The 25,710-nt window shown below is 72.1% G+C and carries 29 protein-coding genes; 12 read left to right on the top strand and 17 right to left on the bottom strand.

Annotation, left to right across the window (positions count from 1 at the left end; translation table 11 throughout):
- Positions 1-23: 23 nt before the first annotated feature.
- Entirely contained in the window at positions 24-326 is a 303-nt protein-coding gene (locus OG594_RS28855) for a hypothetical protein (RefSeq protein WP_266604638.1), read from the top strand.
- A 138-nt stretch (positions 327-464) separates the two neighbouring features.
- On the opposite strand, the gene OG594_RS28850 is transcribed toward OG594_RS28855, so the two are convergent.
- Complete coding sequence (locus OG594_RS28850; RefSeq protein WP_266604636.1) at positions 465-1,223, bottom strand: ferritin-like fold-containing protein; 759 nt, start codon at positions 1,221-1,223, stop codon at positions 465-467.
- Between the two features lie 447 nt (positions 1,224-1,670).
- Between OG594_RS28850 and OG594_RS28845 the strand changes: the two genes are divergently transcribed.
- From OG594_RS28845 to OG594_RS28835, 3 genes are all read left to right on the top strand, one after another.
- Entirely contained in the window at positions 1,671-3,728 is a 2,058-nt protein-coding gene (locus OG594_RS28845; protein WP_266604634.1) for a DEAD/DEAH box helicase, read from the top strand.
- Between the two features lie 107 nt (positions 3,729-3,835).
- On the top strand, positions 3,836-4,696 hold the full coding sequence (locus tag OG594_RS28840) for an alpha/beta fold hydrolase (protein ID WP_266604632.1): 861 nt from the start codon (positions 3,836-3,838) through the stop codon (positions 4,694-4,696).
- Positions 4,697-4,788: 92 nt separating this feature from the next.
- Positions 4,789-4,941, top strand: coding sequence for a hypothetical protein (locus OG594_RS28835; RefSeq protein ID WP_266604630.1), 153 nt, complete (start codon positions 4,789-4,791; stop codon positions 4,939-4,941).
- A gap of 103 nt (positions 4,942-5,044) precedes the next feature.
- Here the strand turns inward: OG594_RS28835 and OG594_RS28830 are convergent, their stop codons facing one another.
- From OG594_RS28830 to OG594_RS28815, 4 genes are all read right to left on the bottom strand, one after another.
- Positions 5,045-5,650 (bottom strand): MarC family protein, encoded by a 606-nt coding sequence (locus tag OG594_RS28830; protein WP_266604628.1) that lies wholly within the window; start codon positions 5,648-5,650, stop codon positions 5,045-5,047.
- A gap of 75 nt (positions 5,651-5,725) precedes the next feature.
- Positions 5,726-6,589, bottom strand: a complete 864-nt coding sequence (locus OG594_RS28825) for a PHP domain-containing protein (RefSeq protein ID WP_266604626.1) — start codon at positions 6,587-6,589, stop codon at positions 5,726-5,728.
- Between the two features lie 69 nt (positions 6,590-6,658).
- Complete coding sequence (locus OG594_RS28820) at positions 6,659-7,303, bottom strand: DUF6758 family protein (RefSeq protein ID WP_266604624.1); 645 nt, start codon at positions 7,301-7,303, stop codon at positions 6,659-6,661.
- Between the two features lie 60 nt (positions 7,304-7,363).
- Positions 7,364-7,948, bottom strand: a complete 585-nt coding sequence (locus tag OG594_RS28815) for a suppressor of fused domain protein (RefSeq protein ID WP_030711795.1) — start codon at positions 7,946-7,948, stop codon at positions 7,364-7,366.
- 394 nt (positions 7,949-8,342) lie between these two features.
- On the opposite strand from OG594_RS28815, the gene OG594_RS28810 reads away from it, so the two are divergent.
- Both OG594_RS28810 and OG594_RS28805 read left to right on the top strand, forming a co-directional pair.
- Positions 8,343-9,458: a magnesium and cobalt transport protein CorA gene (locus tag OG594_RS28810; protein WP_266604622.1), complete on the top strand. Its 1,116-nt coding sequence runs from the start codon at positions 8,343-8,345 to the stop codon at positions 9,456-9,458.
- A gap of 73 nt (positions 9,459-9,531) precedes the next feature.
- On the top strand, positions 9,532-10,047 hold the full coding sequence (locus tag OG594_RS28805) for a hypothetical protein (RefSeq protein ID WP_266604620.1): 516 nt from the start codon (positions 9,532-9,534) through the stop codon (positions 10,045-10,047).
- A gap of 81 nt (positions 10,048-10,128) precedes the next feature.
- Here the strand turns inward: OG594_RS28805 and OG594_RS28800 are convergent, their stop codons facing one another.
- Positions 10,129-10,920 carry a hypothetical protein gene (locus tag OG594_RS28800; RefSeq protein WP_266604618.1) on the bottom strand — a complete coding sequence of 264 codons (792 nt, stop codon included), beginning with the start codon at positions 10,918-10,920 and terminating at the stop codon, positions 10,129-10,131.
- Positions 10,921-11,107: 187 nt separating this feature from the next.
- Between OG594_RS28800 and OG594_RS28795 the strand changes: the two genes are divergently transcribed.
- From OG594_RS28795 to OG594_RS28785, 3 genes are all read left to right on the top strand, one after another.
- Complete coding sequence (locus tag OG594_RS28795) at positions 11,108-12,379, top strand: CBS domain-containing protein (RefSeq protein WP_266604616.1); 1,272 nt, start codon at positions 11,108-11,110, stop codon at positions 12,377-12,379.
- 175 nt (positions 12,380-12,554) lie between these two features.
- Entirely contained in the window at positions 12,555-13,061 is a 507-nt protein-coding gene (locus tag OG594_RS28790) for a DUF1003 domain-containing protein (RefSeq protein ID WP_223836202.1), read from the top strand.
- 88 nt (positions 13,062-13,149) lie between these two features.
- Positions 13,150-14,265: an Mrp/NBP35 family ATP-binding protein gene (locus OG594_RS28785; RefSeq protein ID WP_266606612.1), complete on the top strand. Its 1,116-nt coding sequence runs from the start codon at positions 13,150-13,152 to the stop codon at positions 14,263-14,265.
- Between the two features lie 107 nt (positions 14,266-14,372).
- On the opposite strand, the gene OG594_RS28780 is transcribed toward OG594_RS28785, so the two are convergent.
- The 5 genes from OG594_RS28780 to sigE form a co-directional block, all read right to left on the bottom strand.
- Positions 14,373-15,104: a hypothetical protein gene (locus tag OG594_RS28780; RefSeq protein WP_266604614.1), complete on the bottom strand. Its 732-nt coding sequence runs from the start codon at positions 15,102-15,104 to the stop codon at positions 14,373-14,375.
- A gap of 139 nt (positions 15,105-15,243) precedes the next feature.
- Positions 15,244-15,699 carry a sec-independent translocase gene (locus OG594_RS28775; protein ID WP_266604612.1) on the bottom strand — a complete coding sequence of 152 codons (456 nt, stop codon included), beginning with the start codon at positions 15,697-15,699 and terminating at the stop codon, positions 15,244-15,246.
- A gap of 119 nt (positions 15,700-15,818) precedes the next feature.
- Positions 15,819-17,228 carry a trypsin-like peptidase domain-containing protein gene (locus OG594_RS28770; protein ID WP_323185343.1) on the bottom strand — a complete coding sequence of 470 codons (1,410 nt, stop codon included), beginning with the start codon at positions 17,226-17,228 and terminating at the stop codon, positions 15,819-15,821.
- Between the two features lie 54 nt (positions 17,229-17,282).
- Entirely contained in the window at positions 17,283-17,966 is a 684-nt protein-coding gene (locus OG594_RS28765; RefSeq protein WP_266604608.1) for an anti-sigma factor, read from the bottom strand.
- Positions 17,963-18,742 (bottom strand): RNA polymerase sigma factor SigE, encoded by a 780-nt coding sequence (sigE, locus tag OG594_RS28760; RefSeq protein ID WP_199810289.1) that lies wholly within the window; start codon positions 18,740-18,742, stop codon positions 17,963-17,965. Before sigE ends, OG594_RS28765 begins: the two co-directional genes overlap by 4 nt.
- 178 nt (positions 18,743-18,920) lie before the next feature.
- Between sigE and OG594_RS28755 the strand changes: the two genes are divergently transcribed.
- Complete coding sequence (locus OG594_RS28755) at positions 18,921-19,583, top strand: O-methyltransferase (protein ID WP_030385883.1); 663 nt, start codon at positions 18,921-18,923, stop codon at positions 19,581-19,583.
- Positions 19,584-19,650: 67 nt separating this feature from the next.
- Here the strand turns inward: OG594_RS28755 and OG594_RS28750 are convergent, their stop codons facing one another.
- Positions 19,651-20,268 (bottom strand): hypothetical protein, encoded by a 618-nt coding sequence (locus OG594_RS28750; protein ID WP_266604604.1) that lies wholly within the window; start codon positions 20,266-20,268, stop codon positions 19,651-19,653.
- Between the two features lie 130 nt (positions 20,269-20,398).
- Entirely contained in the window at positions 20,399-20,566 is a 168-nt protein-coding gene (locus tag OG594_RS28745) for a DUF3117 domain-containing protein (protein WP_003966491.1), read from the bottom strand.
- Positions 20,567-20,899: 333 nt separating this feature from the next.
- Here OG594_RS28745 and OG594_RS28740 point away from each other — a divergent pair, with 333 nt between their 5' ends.
- On the top strand, positions 20,900-21,703 hold the full coding sequence (locus OG594_RS28740; RefSeq protein WP_266604602.1) for an enoyl-CoA hydratase/isomerase family protein: 804 nt from the start codon (positions 20,900-20,902) through the stop codon (positions 21,701-21,703).
- 35 nt (positions 21,704-21,738) lie between these two features.
- On the opposite strand, the gene OG594_RS28735 is transcribed toward OG594_RS28740, so the two are convergent.
- Positions 21,739-22,317 (bottom strand): DNA-3-methyladenine glycosylase I, encoded by a 579-nt coding sequence (locus OG594_RS28735; protein ID WP_323185340.1) that lies wholly within the window; start codon positions 22,315-22,317, stop codon positions 21,739-21,741.
- Entirely contained in the window at positions 22,314-22,667 is a 354-nt protein-coding gene (locus OG594_RS28730; protein ID WP_266604600.1) for a DivIVA domain-containing protein, read from the bottom strand. The genes OG594_RS28735 and OG594_RS28730 overlap by 4 nt, the downstream gene beginning before the upstream one ends.
- Before the next feature lie 76 nt (positions 22,668-22,743).
- On the opposite strand from OG594_RS28730, the gene folP reads away from it, so the two are divergent.
- Entirely contained in the window at positions 22,744-23,604 is an 861-nt protein-coding gene (folP, locus tag OG594_RS28725) for a dihydropteroate synthase (protein ID WP_266604598.1), read from the top strand.
- Positions 23,605-23,790: 186 nt separating this feature from the next.
- Here folP and OG594_RS28720 read toward each other — a convergent pair whose 3' ends face one another.
- A complete protein-coding gene (locus OG594_RS28720; RefSeq protein ID WP_189732768.1) occupies positions 23,791-24,558 on the bottom strand; it encodes a TIGR00730 family Rossman fold protein in 768 nt (255 codons plus the stop codon).
- A 64-nt stretch (positions 24,559-24,622) separates the two neighbouring features.
- Entirely contained in the window at positions 24,623-25,702 is a 1,080-nt protein-coding gene (dapE, locus tag OG594_RS28715) for a succinyl-diaminopimelate desuccinylase (RefSeq protein WP_266604595.1), read from the bottom strand.
- Positions 25,703-25,710 lie beyond the last annotated feature (8 nt).

Raw genomic sequence — 25,710 nt, 5'->3', positions numbered from 1 at the left:
CCCTGACGTATGGGAGAGACCTCATGCTGCTGATGGAAGTGCTCGGCTCCGCACTCCTGGGCCTCGCCTTGTCCGCGACGGCCGCCCGGGGACTCACGCGCCGGTTGCCTTCCCTCAAAGTGGTGCTGGTCAGCGGGGTGCTGGGGGCGCTGTTCGGGGCGTACCTCACGCACTTCGCGCTCGGGCCCGGGCACAACACCCTGACCGCGACGCTCATCGGCTCGGTGTTGGTGTCGGCCGTGGTCCTGTCCCTGCTGCTCCGTCCGGCCTCGGGGCCCCGCAGGCCGTCCCACAGGACTCCGTTTTCACTTCCGTCGCGGGGATGAGGATGACCCGGACGCCTGAACCACGCCCCTGAACCACGTACGTCGGCCCCGGCGCGCCATGTGCGCGCCGGGGCCGACGTGTGGAGCGGAACGGAGCCCCGCCGGCCGCCTTGCGGCTGTCGGGTGGCTGCCGCGGGGTCAGGCGGCGAGGCCGAGGGCCGCCATCCGCTTGGTGTGCGCCTTGGTGATGCGGGTGAACATCTCGCCGACGGCCGCCAGGTCGAAGCCGGCCTCCATTCCGTCGACGCCGCCGACCAGCATGGTCGAGAGCGCGTCGCGCTCGGCGACCACGCGCTGGGCCTGCGAGAGGGCCTCGCCCATCAGCCGGCGGGCCCACAGCGCGAGCCGGCCGCCGCAGCGCGGGTCCGCCTCGATCGCCGCGCGCACCTTCTCGACGGCGAAGTTGCCGTGGCCGGTGTCGTCGAGCACGCCGAGCACGAGGGCGCGGGTGTCGGTGTCCAGGTGGGAGGCGACTTCACGGTAGAAGTCACTGGCGATGGAGTCGCCGACGTAGGCCTTGACCAGGCCCTCCAGCCAGTCCGACGGCGCGGTCTGGCGGTGGAAGTCGTCGACGCCCTTCGCGAAGGGCTCCATGGCGGCGGTGGGCTCGACCTCGATCGCCGCGAGCCGGTCCCGCAGCCGCTCGAAGTGGTGGAACTCGGCGGAGGCCATCGCGGCGAGCTCGGCCTTGTCGTCCAGGGTGGGCGCGAGCTTCGCGTCCTCCGCGAGGCGCTCGAAGGCTGCGAGCTCTCCGTAGGCGAGCGCGCCGAGCAGGTCCACGACGGCGGCCCGGTACTGCGGCGAGGCAGAGGCGGCGGCCCAGTCCTGGGAGGCGATGCCCTCGGCTCCGGAGGGGGCGCTGTCGTCGGCGGGCGAGGCGTTTTCTACGGTCGACATGCTCCGCACAATAGCCCGCCGAATGGCCCTCCAAGTCACCACGCCGGTTCCTTGCCTGTCCAGCTAAACGCGCCTACCCGGTGAATTCACCCGACACACCTGCGCGATTCCGGGGTACAGTGGTAATGCGCCTGCCGAATACTCGGCGGGCCATCCGAATGAGGATGCCCGGTCGGTGGCCCGATCGGCTCCAACCGACCGCCCTCGGTGTGGTGCGTACGTTCATGCGTACCGCCTACCACGAGGGGCCCCCTCAGCGGCAGATGCGCTTGAGCGAAGGCTAGTGGTCCCGCGCAGCTTCGTACGTAGCAGTACTGCAAGCACGGCACGGTACGACCCCCCTCGCCGCCTCGCGCCGCGTCTCACAGAAGAGGCAGCACCCTGACTACGTTCCGAGACCTCGGGATCTTTCCCGAGACGGCCGAGGCCCTTGAGGCCGTCGGCATCGTGTCCCCCTTCCCGATCCAGGAGATGACCCTCCCCGTCGCCCTTTCCGGCACGGACGTCATCGGCCAGGCCAAGACCGGAACCGGCAAGACGCTCGGTTTCGGCCTTCCCCTGCTGGAGCGGGTCGTCGTCCCGGCGGACGTCGAGGCCGGCCGCGCCACCCCGGCGCAGCTGACCGACGCACCGCAGGCCCTCGTGGTGGTTCCGACCCGCGAGCTGTGCACCCAGGTCACCAACGACCTCCTGACCGCGGGCAAGGTCCGCAACGTCCGCGTCCTCGCCATATACGGCGGTCGCGCGTACGAGCCCCAGGTCGAGGCGCTCAAGAAGGGCGTCGACGTGATCGTCGGCACCCCGGGCCGCCTGCTCGACCTGGCCGGGCAGAAGAAGCTCGACCTCTCGCACGTCAAGGCCCTCGTCCTGGACGAGGCCGACGAGATGCTCGACCTCGGCTTCCTGCCCGACGTCGAGAAGATCATGGCGTACCTGCCCGCGAAGCGTCAGACGATGCTGTTCTCGGCGACCATGCCGGGTGCGGTCATCGGCCTGGCCCGCCGGTACATGACGCAGCCGACCCACATCCGCGCCGTCTCCGAGGACGGCGAGGGCGCGACCGTCGCCAACATCACGCAGCACGTCTTCCGTGCGCACAACATGGACAAGCCGGAGCTCGTCTCCCGCATCCTGCAGGCCGAGGGCCGTGGCCTGGCCATGATCTTCTGCCGTACCAAGCGCACGGCGGCCGACATCGCCGAGCAGCTGGAGAAGCGCGGCTTCGCGTCCGGCGCCGTCCACGGCGACCTGGGCCAGGGTGCGCGCGAGCAGGCGCTGCGCGCGTTCCGCAACGGCAAGGTCGACGTGCTGGTGTGCACCGACGTCGCCGCGCGCGGCATCGATGTCGAGGGTGTGACCCACGTCATCAATTACCAGACGCCGGAGGACGAGAAGACCTTCCTGCACCGCGTGGGCCGCACCGGCCGCGCGGGCAACAAGGGCATCGCCGTCACCCTCGTCGACTGGGACGACATCCCGCGCTGGCAGCTGATCAACAAGGCGCTGGAGCTGGACTTCCACGACCCGGTCGAGACGTACTCCACGTCGCCGCACCTGTTCGAGCAGCTGAACATCCCGGCCGGCACCAAGGGCATCCTGCCGCGCGCCGAGCGCACGCGGGCCGGCCTGAAGGCCGAGAACCTCGAGGACCTGGGCGAGACCGGCGGCCGCGGTGGCCGTGGCGGCCGCTCCGGTCCCGCGGCTGCCGCCGTGGTGACCGAGGAGCGTCCGGCCCGTACCCGTACGCCGCGCCAGCGCCGCCGTACGCGGGGCGGGGCGGAGCTCGCCGAGGGCGCCGAGGCCACCGCAGCGGTGACCCCGGCCCAGGCTCCGGAGGCCCCCGCGGCCCCGGCCGCCGACGAGCCGCGCCGTCCGCGCCGCCGCCGCACCCGTGTGGCCGCGGTACCGGTCCAGGCCGCCGTGGCCGCACCGGTCGCCGAGGCTCCGGTCGTCGACGCTCCGGTCGTCGAGGCTCCGGCCGCTCCGGTGACCCCGGTGACCCCGGTCGTCGAGGAGGCTCCGGTCCGTCCGAAGCGCGTCCCGACCCGCAAGACCACCGCGGCCGCCGCGGTGACCCCGATCACCGAGGTTCCCGCCGAGGAGGCTCCGGCCCGTCCCAAGCGCGTCCGTACCCGCAAGGTCACCCCGGCCGAGCCGGAGCCGGACTTCCAGATGCCGCCGCTGGTCGAGCCCGTCCGGGCCCGGCGCACCACCCGCAAGGCAGCCCCGGCCGCCGCGGTGACCCCGGTCACCGAGGTTCCCGCCGAGGAGGCTCCGGTCAAGCCGAAGCGCACCCGCACCCGCAAGGTCGCGGAGGCCGCCGCGGTCGCCACCGAGACCGCCGCCGTGGCCGAGGAGGCTCCGGTCAAGCCGAAGCGCACCCGCACCCGCAAGGTCGCGGAGGCCGCCCCGGTCGCCACCGAGACCGCCGCCGTGGCCGAGGAGGCTCCGGCCAAGCCGAAGCGCACCCGCACCCGCAAGGTCGCGGCCGCGCCGGAGGCGTAAGCCTCGCGCAGCACCCCGCCGATGGCCCCGATCCCCTTCCGAGGGGGCCGGGGCCATCGGCCTGCCCGGGCCTGCCGGGAACCCGTACGGGCCGGTAACCTCGGGCCATGAGCAAGCCGCCGCGTCTCACCCTGCCCTCCGCCGCCCGCGCGTACCTCCTCACCACCGACCGCGGAGGGTTCGCCGTGCACGAAGCCGGCGAGCCCGTGCACGGCACCGCCCTGCTGGTCCCCGGGTTCACGGGCAGCAAGGAGGACTTCATCGGCCTCCTGGAGCCGCTGGCGGCGGCCGGGTACCGGGTCGTCGCCGTGGACGGCCGCGGCCAGTACGAGACCCCGGGCCCGCGCGAGGAGGCCCCGTACGCCCTGGAGGAGCTGGCGCAGGACGTGCTCGCGCAGGTCCGCGCCCTGGGCGCGGACCGCGTCCATCTGGTCGGCCACTCGCTCGGCGGGCTGATCTCCCGCGCCGCCGTGCTCCGCGACCCCTCGCCCTTCGCCTCCCTCACCCTGATGAGCAGCGGTCCGGCCGCGATCTCCGAGGAGCAGCAGGCCCGCACGAAGTTGCTGGTCGCCGCGCTGGAGGCGATGGGCGACGACATGCCCGGGATCTGGGCGGCGATGCGGGCCCACGATCCCGAGGACGCGGCCGCGGACTCCCCCGAGCTCGCGGACTTCCTGCGCGGGCGGTGGCTGGCCACCGTCCCCGAGCAGCTGATCGTCACCGGCCGGACGTTGATCTCCGAGCCGGACCGGGTGGCGGAGCTGAGCCGCGTCGACCTCCCGAAGCTGGTCCTGTCCGGGGCCGTGGACCAGGCCTGGCCGGTGCCGCTGCTGGACGAGACGGCCCGGCGCCTGGCCGCGCGGCGGGTGATCGTGCCCGGGACGGACCACTCCCCGAACGCCGAGGACCCGGCCACGACGGCGCGCGAGCTGGCCGCGTTCTGGGACTCCTGCGCGGTGCGTAGTTAGCCAGTGAAAAAATTTCCTTAGCGTAGGGAATGATTGCGGCCTACACTTCGTTGGACCAGTGCAAGGAGAAACACTGACGAAGGGAGAAGCCCGTGCGCTTCGAGATTCTGCGCCTGGACGACGTCGACGGATCCGCCGTGGACCGCACCGTCGTCGACGCGGCCTCCGTCAACCGGATCGTGCAGCAGGCCGCAGCCGTGGGCCAGCGCATCCTGATCCGACCGGCCGAGAGTGCGTCCTGCTGACGCATCGCACGAAAAACGTTCGCGCCCCCGCACCGATCCCGGTGCGGGGGCGTTCGCACGTGCCGGCCGCGCGCGGCGGGCACGGGGCGGGCGGGGCGGGGCCTCAGGCTGCGCCGACCACCTGGAGCACGCCGTTGATGATCTGCTGGACGGCGATCGCCGAGAGCATCATGCCGGCGAGCCGGGTGACGAGGACGACGCCGCCGTCCTTGATGACCCGGATGATCACCAGCGAGTAGCGCATGGTGATCCACAGCACGACGTGCATGGCCACGATCGCGGCCCAGACGGAGACCTGCCCGGCGGCGCCGTCGACCTTCTGGACGGCCAGGATCACGGACACGATCGCGCCGGGCCCGGCCAGCAGCGGCATGCCCAGCGGGACCAGGGCCACGTTCACGTCCTTGGTCTGCTTCGGCTCGTCGTTCTTGCCGGTGAGCAGGTCCAACGCGATGAGCAGGAGCAGCAGACCACCGGCGATCATCAGCGCCGGGACGGAGACGTGCAGGTAGTCCAGGATCTGCTGGCCGCAGATGCCGAAGACCGCGATGACGCCGAAGGCCACGCAGACGGCCTGCCAGGCCATGCGGCGCTGCACCTTGACGGGGCGGCCGGAGGTCAGCGCCAGGAAGATCGGCGTGATCCCCGGCGGGTCCATAATCACAAAAAGGGTGAGAAAAAGGGATCCGAAGACGGCGAAATCAAACACAGTGATGCCTTGCAGAAGAGAGGGGTGTCGCGAAGAAGAAGTGTGGGACGGGTGGAGCGGGCCGGATCCGGCCGGTCAGCGCTCGCGTCCGCCGGCGCCCGGCACCGGGAAGGCCCCCGTCGCGCGGCGCGTGATCTCGCCGTAGATCTCGGGGTCGGTCGTGTACTCCCCGAGGCGACAGGTCTTGCGGCTGCCGTGGTAGTCGCTGGAGCCCGTGGTCAGCAGGCCGAGGTCGGCCGCCAGGCCGCGCAGTCGCGCACGGGTGTCGGCGTCGTGGTCCATGTGGTCCACCTCGATGCCGTCCAGGCCCGCGGTCGCCAGCTCGGCCATCGCGGACTCCGAGACGCACCGGCCGCGCTTGACGGCGGCGGGGTGCGCGAGGACGGTGACCCCGCCGGCCGCCTTGACCAGGCGCACGGCCTCGAACGGGTCGAGCTCGTGCTTCTCGGCGTACGCGCGGCCGCCGTCGGCGAGCCACTCGGGCGTGAAGGCGTCCGAGACGGTGGGGACGACGCCCAGCTCGACGAGGGCGGTGGCGATGTGCGGCCGCCCGACCGAGCCGTCACCGGCGATCCTGGCCACCTGCTCCCAGGTGACGTCGACGCCGAGGTCCTGAAGCTTGCCGATCATGGCCTGTGCGCGCGGGGTGCGGTCGTCGCGGACGAGCTCCCGCTCCCGGGCCAGCTCGGGCTCCTCGGGGTCGAAGAGGTACGCGAGCATGTGCACGCCGACCCCGTCGAGGCGGCAGGACAGCTCGGCCCCGGTCACCAGCGTCAGCCCGGCGGGCAGGGCCGCGAGGGCCTCGCCGTATCCGCGCACGGTGTCGTGGTCGGTCAGCGCCACCACGTCCAGCCCGGCACCGGCGGCATTGCGCACAAGCTCGGCGGGGGTGTCCGTACCGTCGGAGGCCGTGGAGTGGGCGTGCAGGTCGATGCGCACAGCCTGGCTCCATGGGTCGTACGTACGGGGGACGCTCCAGGATAACCGGGCCGCTGACCCCCCTCGGCCTCAGGCGGGGCCCAGGATGCGGGGACTCAGGGCCCCGCACGGAACGAGCTCGACCTCGGCTCCCGCGTCGCGCAGGTCGGTGAGGACGAGCTCGTCGTACATCAGCAGGCCGGACTGCTCCGGCCAGACGATGGCCCAGAGCCACAGGCCGCGCGCCTCGCCGGCGAAGACGGCCCGGTCGTCGGGGCCGCCGCCCACGTGCCACAACGGTGTCGGGCGGCCCGCCGCGACCACCTTGGCGTGGGGCGGCGCCGATACGTTGATGGACGAGCCGGGGTCGACGCCGTCGATGCCCGCGTACCGGGCGCCGAGGCCCACGCCCAGCTCCTCCGCGATCAGCAACAGCTCGCCGATCCCGCCCAGTGGCCCGGGTCCGGAACACGCCACCGCGGTCGCCCGGCCACCGCCCCGGTCGTCACCGGCGGACGCCACCCCGGTGAACAGCCACCCCACCGGCAGCGGCCACGGCATCCACACCGGCACCCGTGCCCGGTGCACGACCACGCTCAGGCCTTCGACGCTCGGCGGGATGACGGGTTGCAGGGGGTGGACGGCGCCGTGCACCGCGCACTGCCAGGAGTCGGAGAAGAGTCCGGGCGCCCTGACCCGGCCGCCGCACTTCGGGCAACTTGGTTCACCCCTCATAAGAAGCCACGCTCCTCCCCGCCCGGCCCCCAGTCAAGGCACGCTCACCCGTCCGGGCCCTCAGTCCAGTGCGACGGCGCTACGCAAAGGGTCCCGCAGGTCCGTCCCGCGCGCGAGCCAGCGTTCCTGGAGCGCGGCCGCTCCGTGCACGCGCTTCCAGGCGGCCTCGTTCGCCGTCATCGGCAGCAAGGGGAGGAAGTGGACCGGGTCCATGGGCTCGTCGAGCTCCAGGTCCTCGACCAGACCGCCCGGTTCCGCCACGAGGACGGAGCTGAAGGGGGCCCCGTCCCAGAGCGGTTCGCCCACGTCCAGCGAGGCCCCCGGTGCCACGATCAGCCCCTCGACCTGGGGGGACGCGGCCAGCACCGCGAGCGGCCGCAGGAGTTTGTCGGTGGCCGCGAGGCCCGCCCGTACGGTCAGCACGAGCTCGGCGCGCGGGCCCCGTACGGGGTCGGCGACCACGGCGGTCGGATCGGTCATCGGGTGCGCGGACATCCCGAGGGTCGCGTACCGCACGAGGTCGCCCTCGGCGAAACGGAGTACCTCGATGCGGTCGGTGCCCAGGAAGGTGACGGCGGCGCGTGCGTCGGGTTCACCGAACGCCGTCCGCAGCCGGGCCTCCACGAGAGCCAGAATTTCTGCCATGAAGCGAGCATAGAACTCGTATCAGGCGGGTAAAGGGCGGGTCTTGACCATCCGTCGGCTGATAGTGTTGACAGCTGTTCGGGGCCGCACGCAGAAGCGGTGTTTCAGTGCCCCGGCAACAGGACGTCCCTCACGGGGGACCGGCCGGAGGAGGTGGGGCTGCGGTGGACCGAAGTCGATCGTGCAGTACCAATCGCTCTTCCACTTCTGTGACGGGCGCATCCCGCCCCCTTTGATCTGCTCGATCCGTCTGATCCGCTGATCAGTAGAAGAGCGACGGCAGAACGTTTGTCCTCCCGTCCTGTTCCCTCCCCCGCCCGGGCCTGCCCGCCCGTCTCCGGTGGAGGGTCTCCCACCCGTACGGTCCGCAGCCGTGCGCGAGAAGGAGCCTGCCATGTCGATGCTGCCCTACCTGCGTGCGGCCGTACGTCCGTCCCTGCGCAGGGCCACCCCCGTCCAGCCCGGCTACGACACCACGCGCGACCCGTCGGCGAGCAGCGCGGTGGTCGACTGCGCCGTGTACCGCGACGGGCGGCGGATGCTGGGTCCGGTATGTCTGACGCCCCGTGAGGCGATCCGCCGGGTCCGCGAGGACGGCGGGTTCGCCTGGATCGGCCTGCACGAGCCGACGGAGGCCGAGTTCGCGGGGATCGCCGCGACCTTCGGACTGCACCCGCTGGCCGTGGAGGACGCGGTGCACGCGCACCAGCGGCCGAAGCTGGAGCGCTACGACGACACCCTCTTCACCGTCTTCAAGACGATCCACTACATCGACCACGCCGAACTGACCGCCACCAGCGAGGTGGTGGAGACCGGCGAAGTGATGTGCTTCACAGGCCCCGACTTCGTCATCACCGTCCGGCACGGCGGGCAGGGCTCCCTCAAGGGACTGCGCCACCGCCTCCAGGACGACCCGGACCTGCTCGCCAAGGGCCCCTCGTCGGTCCTGCACTCCATCGCCGACCACGTGGTCGACGGGTACATCGCGGTCGCGGCGGCGGTGCAGGACGACATCGACGAGGTGGAGAGCGAGGTCTTCGCCGCCCCCGCCAAGGGCAGTGCGCGCGGCGGCGACGCGGGCCGCATCTACCAACTCAAGCGCGAGGTGCTGGAGTTCAAGCGGGCGGTCTCCCCGCTGCTGCGTCCGATGGAGCTGCTGAGCGAGCGGCCGATGCGGTTGGTGGACCCGGACATCCAGAAGTACTTCCGCGACGTCGCCGACCACCTGGCGCGGGTCCACGAGCAGGTGGTGGGCTTCGACGAGCTGCTGAACTCGATCCTCCAGGCCAATCTCGCGCAGGCGACGGTCGCCCAGAACGAGGACATGCGCAAGATCACCTCCTGGGCGGCGATCATCGCCGTGCCGACGATGATCTGCGGCGTGTACGGGATGAACTTCGATCACATGCCGGAACTCCACTGGCGGTACGGCTATCCGATGGTGATGGCCGCGATCGTCGCCTCCTGCTTCACCATCCACCGCGCGCTGCGCCGCAACGGCTGGCTCTGAGCCGGGCCCGGTGCGGGTCCCGCGGGCCGGGACGCCGGCTCGCGCGCGGGGGGCGACCCCCTACCCTGTCGGCATGACTCTCAGCACGCTCGACCTGGCCCTCGTCGAGGAGGCCACCAAGAAGTCCGGCCTGATCTGGGTGCGCGGCGACGGGGCCGACCGCGCCCTGTGGCACGCCTGGGTGGACGGCGCGGCCCATGTGCTGGGCGACGGGCCCGGCGAGCAGCCGTTCCCCGGGCTGGCGAACGGCTCGAGTGCCGAGGTGACCGTACGGAGCAAGGACAAGGGCGGCCGGCTGGTGGCCTGGACGGCGACGGTACGGGAGCTGGCGCCCCGCGGCGAGGAGTGGGCGGCGGCGGTCGCCGAGCTCAAGGGCAAGCGGCTGAACGCGTCCGACTCGGAAGACATGACCGAGCGGTGGGCGCGGGAGTGCCGGCTGCTGCGGTTGGAGCCGGAATCGGTCCGGTCGCAGCTCCCGGACGGCTCGCTCGTCGCGGTTCCGCTGCCGTCCCCGGCGACGACCCGCAGGGCCGTTCCGGCGGGCCTGCCGAAGCTGCTGCTGAAGCGCAAGAAGGCCGCCCGGGGGTGACCCTGCCGTAGGACGCCCCGGCATGCGCCCGGCCCCGGCCGCCACCCGATCCGCCCGTGGCACCCGCGGCCCGGCGAAGCGTTACGGCTTCGTCGGGTTCGCGCCCTGGCCGGAGCCCTTGGAGGGGGCTGGGGCGGGGGCGCCGCCCTGGTCCTTGGTCGTCGGCAGCTGGGACCCGTAGTCGACCGTCTGGTCCTGCGCGGGCGCCTCCAGCGGGAACGTCTTGCCCCACTCGGCGAGTTCCACCCGCCCGGCGCCGCCCGCCCGCTCCATCATCAACGGGTACGGGGTGCCCTCCAGCGAGACCGACAGCTTGCCGCCCTTGCCCTCGTTCGCCGTGACCTGGACCGCGCGCGTGTGCCCGACCTGGGTGTACGCGCCCTTGGCGAGCTTGCCCTCCAGCCCGAGCAGCCCGTCCAGCAGTACGTCCATGTCGGTGAAGCCGCGGAACTGCTTGTACGAGGGGTCGCCCTCGGGCACCTTCACGAACTTGTCGCCGAGCTTGCCGGCCGAGTCGGACTGGCCCCAGAACGCCGCGCTCGCCTTCAGGTACAGCTGCTCGCCCACGCGCAGCAGCTGGAAGGTGTCCTCGTTGGACTTCACCTCGCCGGAGCCGCCGTCCGCCTTCAGCCGCATGTCGAGGGTGAAGGACTTGCCGCCGCTCACCAGCGTGCCGGACAGGTGCACCGAGTCGGCCTCCGTCGCGGCCGCCTTCGCCTTCGCCTCGATCTTGTCGGCGGACAGCTTGCCGACGCCGTTCGTGCCCTTGTCGGGATCCTCCCCGCAGCCCGTACCGGTGACGGCGAGGCCCGCGCACAACACACCGATGAAGGCGGCCCGGCGCAGCCGCGCGGCAGGGAAGTAGGCGGTCACGGGCGGGTGCCTCTCGTCGGTCGTCTGCGAGCAGCAGGCAGCGTACCCGCCCGTACCTCGCGCCCCGCGACCGCGCCCCGGTGTTCGCCCGCCCCCGGCCGGACCGCCCCACCAGGACGCTTTCGGGCGGCACGGGCTAGCCTGAGGGGCGGCACGACTCTTGATCGACGCACTAGGAGGCGCTCGGATGGTTGCAGGCGCCCCGCGGATCTTCGTCTCGCATCTGTCGGGTGTGCCCGTCTTCGATCCCAACGGCGACCAGGTCGGCCGGGTCCGCGACCTCGTGGCGATGCTCCGGGTCGGCGGGCGCCCGCCGCGGCTGCTGGGCCTGGTGGTCGAGGTCGTCAGCCGGCGGCGGATCTTCCTGCCGATGACCCGGGTCACCGGCGTGGAGTCCGGCCAGGTCATCACCACCGGTGTGATCAACATGCGGCGGTTCGAGCAGCGCCCGACCGAACGCCTGGTCCTGGGCGAGCTGCTGGACCGGCGGGTGACGCTGGTCGCGAGCGGCGAGGAGGTCACCGTCCTGGACGTGGCCATCCAGCAGCTGCCGGCCCGCCGGGACTGGGAGATCGACCGGATCTTCGTACGGAAGGGCAAGTCGGGGGCGCTGCGCCGGCGCGGCGAGGCCCTGACGGTGGAGTGGTCGGCGGTGACGGGCTTCTCGCTCGAGGAGCACGGGCAGGGCGCCGAGAACCTGGTCGCCACCTTCGAGCAGATGCGCCCGGCGGACGTGGCGAACGTGCTGCACCACCTGACGCCGAAGCGGCGCGCCGAGGTGGCCAACGCCCTCGACGACGACCGGCTCGCGGACGTGCTGGAGGAGCTCCCGGAAGACGAGCAGGTGGAGATCCTCGGCAAGCTGAAGGAGGAGCGCGCCGCGGACGTCCTGGAGGCGATGGACCCGGACGACGCGGCCGACCTGCTCTCGGAGCTGCCGGAGGACGACAAGGAGCGGCTGCTGACGCTGATGCAGCCGGACGACGCGGCCGACGTGCGCCGCCTGCTGTCCTACGAGGAGAACACCGCGGGCGGTCTGATGACCACCGAGCCGATCGTGCTGCGGCCGGACGCGACGGTCGCGGACGCGCTGGCCCGCGTACGGCAGGCGGACCTGTCGCCGGCGCTGGCGGCGCAGGTGTACGTGTGCCGGCCGCCGGACGAGACGCCGACGGGCAAGTACCTGGGCACGGTGCACTTCCAGCGGCTGCTGCGGGACCCTCCGTTCACGCTGGTCAGCTCGATCGTGGACACGGACCTCCCGCCGCTGCGGCCGAACGCCTCGCTGCCCGCGGTGACCACGCACCTGGCCGCCTACAACATGGTGGCGGTGCCGGTGGTCGACGAGAGCGGCTCGCTGCTGGGCGCGGTGACCGTGGACGACGTGCTGGACCACCTGCTGCCGGACGACTGGCGGGAGACGGACTTCCATTCCGAGGAGGCCCTCGGTGGCCGCTGAGCGAGGACGCTTCGAACGGGGGCGGGGCGAGCAGGCCCGCGAGCGGCGCCGGGAGCAGATCCGGGAGCGCCGCGAGCAGGCCCGGACGCAGGCGCGCGAGCACGGGCTGGCGGTGGAGGCCGCGGAACGTTCCGGCGAGCGTGCGGGGAGGTCCTCGGGCACCGGGTCGAGCGCGCTGACGCGCTCGCGGGTGCGCCTGGACCTGCCGCGCGCGCCGCGCCGGTCGCTGCTGCCCGAGTACGACCCGGAGGCCTTCGGGCGGTTGTCGGAGCGGGTGGCGCGGTTCCTGGGCACCGGCCGGTTCATCGTCTGGATGACGCTGGTCATCATCGTCTGGGTGCTGTGGAACATCTTCGCGCCGGACGGCCTGCGGTTCGACCCGTACCCGTTCATCTTCCTGACGCTGATGCTGTCGCTCCAGGCCTCCTACGCGGCTCCGCTGATCCTGCTCGCGCAGAACCGGCAGGACGACCGCGACCGGGTCACCCACGAGCAGGACCGCAAGCAGAACGAGCGGTCCATCGCCGATACCGAGTACCTGACGCGGGAAATCGCCGCCCTGCGGATGGGCCTGGGCGAGGTCGCGACCCGCGACTGGATCAGGTCCGAGTTCCAGGACCTGATCAAGGAGATGGACGAGCGCCGTCTATTCCCCGCCGAACGTGATGAAGGCGACCGCTGACGGGCTTTCCTGCGGCCTGCTACCGGGCCGTACCATCGGGTACATGGCTACCGACACAAGCTCCGCCGCCGTGCCTGAGCAGGACGCGATCCTGGACGCGCTGGCGACGGTGAACGACCCCGAGATCCACCGGCCGATCACCGAACTCGGCATGGTCAAATCGGTGGAGATCGGTGAGGGCGGCGAGGTCGCCGTCACGGTCTACCTCACGGTGTCCGGCTGTCCCATGCGCGAGACCATCACGAAGAACGTCACCGAGGCCGTCGAGAAGGTCGCCGGCGTCACCTCCGTCGCCGTCTCCCTCGACGTGATGAGCGACGAGCAGCGCAAGGACCTGGCGGCCACGCTGCGCGGCGGCACCGCCGAGCGCGAGGTGCCCTTCGCCAAGCCGGGCTCGCTGACCCGTGTGTACGCGGTCGCGTCCGGCAAGGGCGGCGTCGGCAAGTCCTCCGTCACGGTGAACCTGGCCGCGGCGATGGCGGCGGACGGCCTGAAGGTCGGCGTGGTCGACGCGGACATCTACGGCCACAGCGTGCCGCGCATGCTGGGCGTGGACGGCCGTCCGACCCAGGTCGAGAACATGATCATGCCGCCGTCGGCGCACGGCGTGAAGGTCATCTCCATCGGCATGTTCACCCCGGGCAACGCCCCGGTGGTGTGGCGCGGGCCCATGCTGCACCGCGCGCTCCAGCAGTTCCTGGCCGACGTGTTCTGGGGCGACCTGGACGTGCTGCTGCTGGACCTGCCGCCGGGTACGGGTGACATCGCCATCTCCGTGGCCCAGCTGGTGCCGAACGCGGAGATCCTCGTCGTCACCACCCCGCAGCAGGCCGCGGCCGAGGTCGCGGAGCGGGCCGGCTCCATCGCCGTGCAGACCCACCAGAAGATCGTCGGCGTGGTCGAGAACATGTCGGGCCTGCCGTGCCCGCACTGCGACGAGATGGTGGACGTCTTCGGCTCCGGCGGCGGCCAGAAGGTCGCCGACGGCCTGACCAAGACGGTCGGCGCGACGGTGCCGGTGCTGGGTTCGATCCCGATCGACGTCCGGCTGCGCGAGGGCGGCGACGAGGGCAAGCCCGTCGTCCTGTCCGACCCGGACTCGCCGGCCGGCGCGGCCCTGCGCGCGATCGCGGGCAAGCTGGGCGGCCGTGCGCGCGGCCTGTCGGGCATGTCCCTGGGCATCACCCCGCGCAACAAGTTCTGACCCGACCCACCACGAGCGGCCCGCACCGGCCGCACGGGGCGCACAGCGCGAAGGGCACCGCCGGTCCGGCGGTGCCCTTTCCCGTAGCCGTACCCGTGCCCGTACGGCTACTCGTACGTGGCCAGGTCCCCGATCGCGGAGAAGCCGAGCCCGTACGCGCTCATCCCGCGGCCGTACGCGCCCAGGTGGACGCCGCTCCCCGTGGAGCCGGCCAGCACCCACCCGAACTCCGACTCGCGATAGTGGAACGGCGTCGGCTCCCCGTCCACCGGCAGCGACAGCGTGGACCAGTCCTCACCGTCCAGGTCGTCCGCCAGCTCCCACGCGGCCTCGGTCTGCTGGTCCAGCCAGTCGTTGCGCAGCGAGTGGTCCATCTGTCCGGGCCAGCTGTACGCCAAAAGTCCGGAGCCGGCCAGCCAGGCCGCCGAAGCGACCGAGGTGGCCTCCAGGACGCCGGTGCCGTCGCCGCTGCGGCGCAGCGGGTTGCTCGCCACGGTGATCACCACCGCGAAGCGCTCCTTCTCACCGGTGGCGATCTCGCCCCGGGCGGAGGGCTCGTCGCCGTGACCGGTGGATCCGTGCTCCACCGTGCCGTCGGCGGCCACGGCGACCTGCATGAGCCAGCGGGGGCCGGTGAAGGCCCCGTCCAGCCCGTACCAGGGGAAGTCGGCCGCCAGGAACCCCTCGGCCGTCCGGCGGGCCGCCGGTACGGGCGCGGGGGCTTCCTGTGGCTGTGTATCGCTGTGTGGGCCGGTATCCGGCTCCTGGGCGGGTGCGCCTGCGGCGGCGGGGGCCTCCGCGGTCTGCGCCCCTACCCGGCTGCTGCTCGTCGTCTCCATCTGGGCGGCCTCTCGTTCCGTGGGGTCCGGAACGGCCCTCCCCCTCGCTGTGCTGGGGGGACCCCCTCCCTCGGGCGTCCTGCGATCCGGACAGATGGAGGATAGCCATCCGACCGCGGATCGCCGGGAAGGCCGCGCGTCAGGTGGCGTCGGCGTCGAAGCGCGCGCGCACGTCCGGGGCCGGGGCGGCGGGCTTCTTCAGCAGGTCCGGGCCGGTCACGGCGGGCGTGGCGGAGGCGGCGGGCGTGGCCGAGGAGGTCGGGGCGGCGCCCGCCTCCGAGCTCTTCACGGCGTCGGAGACGTCGCTGAGCTCCTTGCGGAGATCGAAGCTGGTGCGGATCTCCTTGAGGTCCTCGTTCTCCGTCAGCTGCTTGCGGATGAAGGTCTTCGGGTTCAGGTCCTCGAACTCGAAGTCCTTGAAGTCCGGGCCGAGTTCGGATCGGATGTCGTGCTTGGCGCTGTCCGAGAACGCCCGGACCTTCCGGATGAAGCCCGTCACGTCCTGAATGACCTTGGGCAGCTTGTCCGGTCCGAAGACGAGGATGCCGAGCACCACGATCGTGACGAGTTCGAGTGCGCCTATGTCGTTGAACACCTTGCCGCTCCTCGGCTCTGTATCACTTCGGGCCCCGACACACGGTACCCGTCGTTGTCCACGGGCCCATACCTGCGTACCACCTCCGCGGCGGTTTCTCCCTAGCCGTCATCCCGCGCTCATGAGCCGTTCGCCGATCCGAGGACCACCTTCAGTGTGCTTTCGCGGCCGCCGCGGAGCACGGTGAGGGTCAGCGTGTCGCCCGGGCGGTGGGCCCGGATCTTGACGATCAGCTCGTCGCCGCCGCGGACCCGCTGGCCGTCCACCTTGGTGATCACGTCCCCGGCCCGGATCCCGGCGCGCGCGCCCGGCCCGTCGGCGACGACGGACGGCTTGCCGTCCTCGCCCTTGTCCCCGACCCGGGCCCCGTCACCCGCGTAGTCCATGTCGAGGGTCACCCCGATGACCGGGTGCGTGGCGCGGCCCGTGCGGATGAGCTCCTCGGCGACGCGCTTGCCCTGGTTGACGGGGATGGCGAAGCCGAGCCCGATGGAGCCGCCCTGCCGGGTGGCATCCTCCTTGTCGGCCCCGCGGATCGCACTGTTGATGCCGACCACGTGGGCCTTCGCGTCGAGGAGCGGGCCGCCGGAGTTCCCCGGGTTGATGGGGGCGTCGGTCTGTAGCGCGTCGACGTAGCTGATGTCGCTGCCGTCGCCCTTGTCACCACCCGCGGTGACGGGCCGGCCGGTGGCGCTGATGATGCCGGCGGTGACGGTGTTCGACAGGTCGAAGGGCGCGCCGATGGCCACCACCGGGTCGCCGACCTGCACGTTCTCGGAGTTCCCCAGGCTCAGCGGATGGAGCCCGCGCACCCCGCTGACCTTGACCACGGCCAGGTCGTAGCCGGAGTCGCGGCCGACCAGCTGGGCGGTGACGCTCTCGCCGGTGCTGAAGGTGACCGTTATCTCCTGGGAGTCGGCCACCACGTGGCTGTTGGTGAGGATGTGCCCCTGTTGGTCGAGCACGAAGCCGGTGCCCGTACCGCTGCCCTTCGTGCCCCGCACGTGCAGGGTCACCACGCCGGGCAGTGCGGTGGCCGCGATCCCGGCCACGCTCTCGGGGGCCCTGCCCCGGTCGGCGGCGCCGGCCGCCTGGGGGAGCTCCAGCCGGGTGCTGCTCCGCCGCTCGGCGAGCACGCCGAGGTAGCCGCCGATCCCGCCGGCGAGCAGGGCCGTTCCGAGGCTGAGGGCCACCACCTGCCACAGCCCGATCCCGCGCGGCGTCCGGCCCCGGTCCACGACCTGCAACGGCTCGGCTCCCCAGGGGTCGTACCGCACCGCGGGGACAGCGGCCGGCACGTCCGGGGTCAGGTCCGACACGCCCGGGGCGGGTACGTCCTGGGCGGGCACGTCCTGGGTCGGCACGTCCTGAGGCGGCACGTCCTGGGTCGGGGCCGCGTCCTGTACGTGGTCCGCGCCCCCGGTGTCGGGCCGTGGCGCGGGAACCCCGTCGCGGCGACCGGCCTCGGCCGTCCCCTCGGGCCGGCTCCACCACTGTGGAGCCGGGTCGGTCTGCTGCTTGTCGGCCATGGGCGCTCCCCGCGTACCTATGCGCATGTGCCGAAGATTCAACCAGGTCCCGTGTCAGCGCAGCAGGGAGACCGGGCGTGCCGGGTACGGCGGGGAGGGCTGGAGCGGCGGCAGCGGGGTCGCCACGGCCGACAGGAGGGTCGGGACGACCTCGGGGGCGGGCGGGCGCTCACGGGCCCCCGGATCGGCCACGGGCAGGGCGGGCCCGGGCCTGGAGGCCGGGGCCGGGGAATCACCCCGCAGGTTCGGATCCACCTCCAACGGCAGGGCACCGCCGAGCGCGAGCGCGGCCAGCGAGACGGCCCCGGCGGCGACGAAGGCGAACCTGCGGCGCGGACGGCCGACCTCGTGGATGCGGAAGCCCTCCTGCGGCCGCGGCCGGGCGGCGACCGGCAGCCCGTAGGCGAACGTGTCGAAGGGGTCGCCCCCCGCGGGACCCGAGGGGTCGCTGGAACGGCCGGGACCGGCGGGGTCCAGGGGACCCGACGGATCGTCGAGGCCGCCGCCAGGCAGCCCCTGTAGCCGCGCCAGCAGCCCCGCGGACAGCGGCGGCGGAGCGCTCTCCACGAACATGGTCTTCAGACGTCGCTGGGCATCGGCTTCGGCCTTGCACCGGGCACAGGTCGCCAGGTGGGCCAGGACCCGATCGCGCGCGTCGTGTTTCAGCTCCCCGTCCACGAGGGCGGCAAGCCGGTCGCCCAGATGCTGTTCGGCGGGTGACGGACTGACTTCACTCACTCGGCTCCGCCCTCTCCCCCGGCGCCGGGGGCGCCCATCGCCACTCCCGCCAGCGCGCGCTGCTCGGCACGGGCCTGCGGGGACCGGTGCTTGAGTGCCTTACGCAGGTGCGAACGGCCCCGGTGGATACGACTGCGCACGGTGCCGAGCTTCACGCCGAGCGTCGCGGCGATCTCCTCGTACGACAGGCCCTCGATGTCGCACAGCACCACGGCGGCGCGGAACTCGGGGGCGAGGGTGTCCAGTGCCTGCTGCACGTCCGCGTCGAAGTGGGTGTCGTGCAGGACCTGCTGCGGGGACGGCTCACGGCTCGGCAGCCGGTCGGCGGCGTCGTCGCCGAGCGCGTCGAAGCGGATCCGCTGCTTGCGGCGCACCATGTCCAGGAACAGGTTGGTCGTGATGCGGTGCAGCCAGCCCTCGAAGGTGCCGGGGGTGTACGTGGACAGCGAGCGGAAGACGCGGACGAAGACTTCCTGCGTCAGGTCCTCGGCGTCGTGCTGGTTACCCGTCAGACGGTAGGCAAGGCGGTAGACCCGCGCGCTGTGCGTGCTGACGATCTCCTCCCATGAAGGAGGGGTCCACGCCTGGGAGCCCGCATCGGCGGCAAAGGTCGCGGTGGTTGCGGCGTCGGCGGTGTGGAAGCGGTCAGCAATGTAGGTCACGGATTTCGGCTCACCCGCCGACCAGAAGAGGCGTCTCAGGACGCCGCCACGATCCACAGGCGCAGCCGCACCTCCCCTATCGGCTCTGGTGGTGTCCAGTGGAGTCCCTACCATAGCCACCCCCTCTGTCAGCTCCGGATAAGTGTTTTTGCAGTATCTTTACGCGAGACTTAAGCGTGGGAGCGGTCCTGGCCGTCGATCTGCCCGGCACCGTCCCTTCTTATCCCGCCTCCACCCCTCACAACGCCCGGTCCCATCTGCGGGTTCCCGACGTCAACGGATACAGTCACCGTTGCGCCAACTATGGGGACAGGAGAGGGTCATTACCGGCAACCGGCAGACGAGCTGGGCGTTCGCCGACGCGTTTGTCGCCGAGGACGACGCTCTGCGATGGGCCCGCGACCGGTCCAGGGAAGCGGGCCTGCGGTCCGTCTCCCCCGGGACCGGTGCTGCGCTGCGCCTGCTGGCCGCCACCGCGGACGCCAAGGCGGTCGCCGAGATCGGCACCGGAACCGGCGTCTCCGGCATCCACCTGCTGCACGGCATGCGCCCCGACGGGGTACTGACCACGGTGGATCCCGAAGCGGACCGGCAGGCTTTCGCCCGCCAGGCCTTCCGCGCCGCCGGCTTCGCCGGCAACCGGGCCCGCTTCATCCCCGGCCGCGCCCTCGACGTGCTCCCGCGACTCGCCGACGGCGGATACGACCTCGTCTTCTGCGACGGGGACCCCTCCGAATCCCTCGACTACCTCGCCGAATCGTTGCGGCTGCTGCGCCCCGGCGGACTGGTGTGCTTCGAGGGGGTCTTCTCCGACGGCCGCACGGTCGACTCCGCGGCCCAGCCGGTGGAGGTGCTGCGCGTCCGCGAGCTGCTGCGCAGCGTCCGCGAGAGCCCCGCACTGGAGGCCGCGCTGCTCCCGGTGGGCGACGGGCTGCTGTGCGCCGTGCGCCGCTGAACCCCCGGGCCCGCCCGCGGCCCGCGTGATCAAGGCCCGCCGGACCGCGGGAGATCGGCCCCGCGGGTCAGCCGAGGAGCGCGAAGGTCAGGGCCGCCGTACCGCCCAGCGCCGTGCCGGCGAGGAGCTGCGCCGGGGTGTGCGCCTTCAGCACCAGCCGGGACCAGGCGACGGCGACGGCGATCAGCACCGCGGGGAGCACCCGGGGGCCGAGGACGAGCAGCAGGATCATCACGGCGCCGCCGGCCACCGACATGTGGATCGATATCTGCCAGACCACCGTGACCAGCAGCGAGGACACGAGGCCCACCAGCATCGCGACGACGAGCGCGAACACCTCCCGGGGAGCGCCCAGGAGGTGCAGGAGGGTGACCCCGGCGAGGACGGAGAGCAGGCTCAGGGCCATCGGGACGAGCCGCTGGCGCCGCACCCGGACGTGTTGGTCGGTCAGCGCGCCCCGGCGGACGCCGAGGGCGATGATCCCGATCGGGACCACCCCGCAGAAGCAGGCGGCGAACAGACCCCAGCCGAGCCCGGTCCACGCCGTGCTGCCGTGCCATCCGACGAACAGGAGCAGCGCGACCACCAGATGGGCCGGGGCCAGCACGTCGGAGAGGATCCGGGCGACCTTTTGGCGGGGCGTGCAGTCGGCGAAGGCGGGTGGCGCGGGCGGGGTGAAGGTCACGGCGCGGCTCCGGAGGGCTCGGGTCCAGGGAGGACGACGCAACACTGCCCCGGCCGCGGGATCGCGGTCGGGGCAGTGCAGAGAATGCGGAAAAGCAGAAGGTGGAAGTGCTGTCGGTGTCCCCGTGGGGTCAGCCGACGACCTTCTTCAGGGCGTCACCCAGGGCGTCCGCCTCATCAGGGGTCAGCTCGACGACAAGCCGACCGCCGCCCTCGAGCGGTACGCGCATGACGATGCCCCGCCCCTCCTTGGTGACCTCGAGCGGGCCGTCGCCCGTCCGCGGCTTCATGGCCGCCATGCTCGTTCCCCTTCCTGAAACCAGCTCATCGTCAGCCGACGGCCCCGTTCAGGCGCCTAATACCCGGCATCGAACACATTGCTTCCCAGCCATTATCCCGCATGTCAGGACCCGATGACCAACATCGCAGGGGAACGCTTGGGCAACGCGCTCGACCAAAACCACTCATTTCGGGGATCCGCCTGCGATACTTCGCCGCCGCACCCGGGAACCGGCGTCGGCTTTCTTTGACGCACATCACATGTGCGCGCCACGTCCGGTCCGCCATGCTGACCTTTGTACCGGACAGTACCGACCGGTAGCCAAGCCCGCGACGAAGGGGGACCCCCTGCCATGGCCGACAGCGTGCTCTACGAAGTGACCGACGGACTCGCGACCATCACGATCAACCGTCCGGACGCGATGAACGCGATGAACACCGAGGCCAAGGTCGCCCTGCGCGACGCGGTCCAGGCGGCGGCCGCCGACACCGCCGTACGGGCCGTGCTGCTCACCGCGGCCGGCAACCGGGCCTTCTGCGTGGGCCAGGACCTCAAGGAACACATCGGGAACCTCGCCTCGGACCGCGAGACCGGCACCTCGCTGACCATGACCACGGTGGCCGACCACTACAACCCCATCGTGCGGGCGCTCACCGAGATGCCGAAGCCCGTGGTGGCCGGCGTGAACGGCGTCGCGGCCGGGGCGGGCTTCGGCTTCGCGCTGGCGGCGGACTTCCGGGTCGTCGCCGACACCGCCTCCTTCAACACCTCGTTCGCCGGGGTGGCGCTGACCGCCGACTCCGGGGTCTCCTGGACCCTCCCCCGCCTGATCGGTGCCTCCCGCGCCTCGGACCTGCTGCTGTTCCCGCGTTCGATCAAGGCCCAGGAGGCGTACGAGCTCGGCATCGTCAACCGCCTCGTGCCCGCGGACTCCCTGCACGCCGAGGCGGAGGCGGTGGCCCGCACGCTGGCCGCCGGCCCGACGGTCGCGTACGCCGCGCTGAAGGAGTCCCTGGCCTACGGGGCCTCCCACACGCTCTCCGAGGCCCTGGCCCACGAGGACGTCCTCCAGACCCGTGCGGGGGCCTCCGAGGACCACGCCATCGCCGTCCAGGCCTTCCTCGCGAAGCAGCCGCCGAAGTACCTGGGCCGCTGAGACCCCTCCCGCGATCCGGCCCGGCCCGACCGGACTCAGGCCGGGTCGCGGGAGACGCAGTCGGCCAGGTGGTCGTTGACGAGCCCGCAGGCCTGCATCAGGGCGTAGGCCGTCGTGGGGCCGACGAAGCGGATGCCGGCCTTCTTCAGGGCCTTGGCCAGGGCGGTGGACTCCGGCGTGACCGCCGGGACCTCGTCGACCGTCAGCGGGGCCGGTCCCGGCTCCTCGGGGGCGTGGGACCAGATCAAGGTGTCCAGTTCGCCCGGCTCCCACCCGGCGAGGACCTTCGCGTTGGCCAGGGTCGCCTCGATCTTGGCCCGGTTGCGGATGATCCCCTCGTCGGCCAGCAGCCGCTCCGCGTCGCGTGCGTCGAACTCCGCGACCGCCGCGATCGAGAAGTCTGCGAAGGCCTTGCGGAACCCCTCGCGCCGCCGCAGGATCGTGATCCAGGACAGCCCCGACTGGAACGCCTCCAGGCACAACCGCTCGTAGAGGGCGTCGTCCCCGTGCACCGCACGGCCCCACTCGGTGTCGTGGTAGTCGACGTAGTCCGGCGTGGACAGCCCCCACGGGCAGCGCAGCAGCCCGTCCGCACCCGCCACCGAACCGCTCACTGCTCGCCGCCCTTGCGGAGGTCGACGTGCCCGGGCGCGTCCGACGGGGCCGCTGCGGGCGCCGCCGCGGCCGTCAGCTGCGCGATCCGCGCGTCCCGCTCGGCCAGTTCGGCCGCGAGCCGTTCCAGTACGTCGTCCACCTCGGCCATGCGGTAGCCGCGCGGGGCGACCGGCAGCCGCAGCGCGTCGATGTCGGCCCGTACGACGGGCCGGGTCTCCGGCAGCCCGTCCGCGACCCGGTCCGGCTCCGCTTCCGGCAGGACGGCCTCCGAGCCGCCGCCGATCACCGCCAGGGTGACCGCTGCCACGACCACGACCAGCGCGATCATCAAGAAGAAGAACACGATCAACTCCCCTGAGAGACTCCGGCCACCAGGTTAAGGTCGCAGGCGAGGCGCGAGGGCCGCCGAAGGAGGAAAGAGCAGGATGCTGCGACTGGGCAGGCGCGAGTTCGACACCCACGAGCCGGTGATCATGGCCATCGTGAACCGGACGCCGGACTCCTTCTACGACCAGGGCGCGACGTTCCGCGACGAGCCGGCGCTGGACCGGGTCGAGCACGCGATCGCCGAAGGCGCCGCGATCATCGACATCGGCGGGGTAAAGGCGGGCCCGGGCGAGCACGTGGACGCGGCCGAGGAGGCACGGCGCACGGTCGGCTTCGTGGCCGAGGTCCGGCGCCGCCACCCGGACGTGGTGATCAGCGTGGACACCTGGCGGCACGAGGTCGGCGAGGCCGTGTGCGAGGCCGGGGCGGACGTCCTCAACGACGCCTGGGGCGGGGTGGACCACAAGCTCGCGGAGGTCGCCGCGCGCTACGGCGCGGGCCTGGTCTGCACCCACGCGGGCGGTGCGCAGCCGCGCACCCGGCCGCACCGGGTCGCGTACGAGGACGTCGTGGAGGACGTGCTGCGCGTGACGGTGGGGCTGGCGGAGCGGGCGGCGGCGCTGGGCGTCCGCCGGGACGCGATCATGATCGACCCGGGACACGACTTCGGGAAGAACACCCGGCACTCGCTGGAGGCCACGCGCCGGCTGGACGAGATGACGGCGACGGGCTGGCCGGTCCTGGTCTCCCTGTCCAACAAGGACTTCGTCGGCGAGACCCTCGACAAGCCGGTCAAGGAACGCCTGCTGGGCACCTTGGCCACGACGGCCGTCTCCGCCTGGCTGGGCGCACAGGTCTACCGCGTCCACGAGGTCGCGGAAACCCGGCAGATCCTGGACATGGTCCGGTCCATCCAGGGCCACCGGCCCCCGGCGGTCGCCCGCCGCGGCCTCGCCTGAGGCACCGACGGCCGGAGGCCGACGCAGCCGCCCGAAGCCGGCGAGGCGCCCGCGCCGAACCGCGCGAGAGCGGCGTCCCAAAGGAGCATGGTCCGGTCCATCCAGGGCCACCGGCCCCCGGCGGTCGCCCGTCGCGGCCTCGCCTGACGTGGTCGGGCCCGGGCCGTACGGCCCGGGCCCGGCGGGTTACTTGCCGACTTCCTTCGTCACCAGTGCGATCGCCTCGTCCACGTCGTCGGTGACGTGGAACAGGTAGAGGTCCTTCTCCGAGGCCTTGCCCTGGGCGATCACGGTGCCCCGCAGCCAGTCGATCAGACCGCTCCAGTACTCCGTGCCGAACAGCACGATCGGGAAGCGGGTGATCTTCTGGGTCTGGACCAGGGTCAGCGCCTCGAACAGCTCGTCCAGCGTGCCCAGGCCGCCCGGCAGGACGACGAAGCCCTGGCTGTACTTCACGAACATCGTCTTGCGGACGAAGAAGTACCGGAAGTTCAGGCCGAGATCGACGTGCTGGTTGAGCCCCTGCTCGAAGGGGAGCTCGATGCCGAGGCCGACCGAGACGCCGTTCGCCTCGCGGGCGCCCTTGTTGGCCGCCTCCATCGCTCCCGGACCGCCGCCGGTGATCACCGCGAAGCCGGCCTCGACCAGCGCGCTGCCGATCCGCACGCCCGCGTCGTACTCGGGCGAGCCCTCCGGCGTACGGGCCGATCCGAACACGCTGATCGCGGGCGGCAGCTCGGCCAGCGTGCCGAAGCCCTCGATGAACTCCGACTGGATGCGCAGGACCCGCCAGGGATCGGTGTGCACCCACTCGGAGGGCCCGGCCGAATCCAGCAGCCGCTGGTCCGTCGTACTGCCCGCCTGCACCTGGCTCCGCCTCCTCAGCACCGGCCCGAGCTGCTGCTCCTCGGGCCGACGACGAGCGGAACCCTCGGGACTGCCGTGGTTGCCCATGCTGTGCTCCCTCCTGCTGATCGTTGGATCAGGGTAGGCGCACAAAGGTGACGAGAAGCGGAATTCAGGAGGTCAGCCAGGCGCGGAGTCGTTCCTCGCAGTGCAAGATCGCCTTCGTCTCGACGCGTTCGTCGACCTTGTGCGCCAGCAGGGCGTCGCCCGGGCCGTAGTTGACCGCCGGGACCCCGAGGGCGCTGAAGCGGGAGACGTCCGTCCAGCCGAACTTGGGCATCGCACGACCGCCGACCGCCTCCATGAAGGCCTCGGCGGCCGGGTGGGAGAGGCCGGGGAGGGCGCCGGGCGAGGAGTCGTCGACCACGAACTCGGCGATGTCGCAGTCCGCGAACACCTCCCGTACGTGGGCCAGCGCGTCGGCCTCGGTGCGGTCCGGGGCGTAGCGGAAGTTGACGGTCACCGTGCACGCGTCGGGGATGACGTTGTTGGCGACGCCGCCCTCGATGCGGACCGCGTTGAGGCCCTCGTGGTACTCCAGGCCGTCGATGACCGGCTTGCGGGGCTCGTAGGCCGCGAGGCGGGCGAGGATCGGGCTCGCGGAGTGGATGGCGTTGGAGCCCATCCAGCTGCGGGCGGAGTGCGCGCGCTCGCCGGCGGTGCGGAGCAGGACGCGCAGGGTGCCCTGGCAGCCGCCCTCGACCTCGGCGTTGGAGGGTTCCAGCAGGACCGCGAAGTCGCCCGTCAGCCAGTCGGGGTGGGCGTCCGCGACCTTGCCGAGGCCGTTGAGGTCGCTGGCGACCTCCTCCTGGTCGTAGAAGACGAAGGTGAGGTCGCGGTTCGGCTCGGGCACGGTCGCGGCGATGCGCAGCTGCACGGCGACACCGGACTTCATGTCGGTGGTGCCGCAGCCCCACAGCACGTCGTTCTCGTCGAGGCGGGAGGGGACGTTGTCGGCGATCGGCACGGTGTCGAGGTGGCCGGCCAGTACGACGCGCTCGGCGCGGCCGAGGTTCGTGCGGGCGACGACGTTGTTGCCGAAGCGGTCCACGGTGAGGTGCGCCAGGCCGCGCAACGCGTGTTCCACGAGGTCGGCGAGTACCTTCTCGTCGCCGCTCACGGAAGGGATGTCGACGAGCCGGGCGGTCAGCTCGGCGGCGTCCAGGGTGAGGTCCAGCTCGGATTCGGACATGGAACTGA

This window comes from Streptomyces sp. NBC_01214 (genome assembly GCF_026340975.1).
Taxonomy (GTDB): domain Bacteria; phylum Actinomycetota; class Actinomycetes; order Streptomycetales; family Streptomycetaceae; genus Streptomyces.
Note: the sequence above shows the minus strand (reverse complement) of the source record. Positions and strands in the feature narration are given on the sequence as shown.

Bases quoted from the DNA above. Each gene is read 5' to 3' on its own strand.
- OG594_RS28770 (WP_323185343.1), bottom strand. From the start codon at position 17,228: ATGGCCGACAAGCAGCAGACCGACCCGGCTCCACAGTGGTGGAGCCGG.
- sigE (WP_199810289.1), bottom strand. From the start codon at position 18,742: ATGGTAGGGACTCCACTGGACACCACCAGAGCCGATAGGGGAGGTGCG.
- OG594_RS28820 (WP_266604624.1), bottom strand. From the start codon at position 7,303: ATGAGGGGTGAACCAAGTTGCCCGAAGTGCGGCGGCCGGGTCAGGGCG.
- OG594_RS28745 (WP_003966491.1), bottom strand. From the start codon at position 20,566: ATGGCGGCCATGAAGCCGCGGACGGGCGACGGCCCGCTCGAGGTCACC.
- dapE (WP_266604595.1), bottom strand. From the start codon at position 25,702: ATGTCCGAATCCGAGCTGGACCTCACCCTGGACGCCGCCGAGCTGACC.
- OG594_RS28840 (WP_266604632.1), top strand. From the start codon at position 3,836: ATGAGCAAGCCGCCGCGTCTCACCCTGCCCTCCGCCGCCCGCGCGTAC.
- OG594_RS28795 (WP_266604616.1), top strand. From the start codon at position 11,108: ATGGTTGCAGGCGCCCCGCGGATCTTCGTCTCGCATCTGTCGGGTGTG.
- OG594_RS28810 (WP_266604622.1), top strand. From the start codon at position 8,343: ATGTCGATGCTGCCCTACCTGCGTGCGGCCGTACGTCCGTCCCTGCGC.
- OG594_RS28740 (WP_266604602.1), top strand. From the start codon at position 20,900: ATGGCCGACAGCGTGCTCTACGAAGTGACCGACGGACTCGCGACCATC.
- OG594_RS28805 (WP_266604620.1), top strand. From the start codon at position 9,532: ATGACTCTCAGCACGCTCGACCTGGCCCTCGTCGAGGAGGCCACCAAG.
- folP (WP_266604598.1), top strand. From the start codon at position 22,744: ATGCTGCGACTGGGCAGGCGCGAGTTCGACACCCACGAGCCGGTGATC.
- OG594_RS28815 (WP_030711795.1), bottom strand. From the start codon at position 7,948: ATGGCAGAAATTCTGGCTCTCGTGGAGGCCCGGCTGCGGACGGCGTTC.
- OG594_RS28720 (WP_189732768.1), bottom strand. From the start codon at position 24,558: ATGGGCAACCACGGCAGTCCCGAGGGTTCCGCTCGTCGTCGGCCCGAG.
- OG594_RS28780 (WP_266604614.1), bottom strand. From the start codon at position 15,104: ATGGAGACGACGAGCAGCAGCCGGGTAGGGGCGCAGACCGCGGAGGCC.
- OG594_RS28850 (WP_266604636.1), bottom strand. From the start codon at position 1,223: ATGTCGACCGTAGAAAACGCCTCGCCCGCCGACGACAGCGCCCCCTCC.
- OG594_RS28855 (WP_266604638.1), top strand. From the start codon at position 24: ATGCTGCTGATGGAAGTGCTCGGCTCCGCACTCCTGGGCCTCGCCTTG.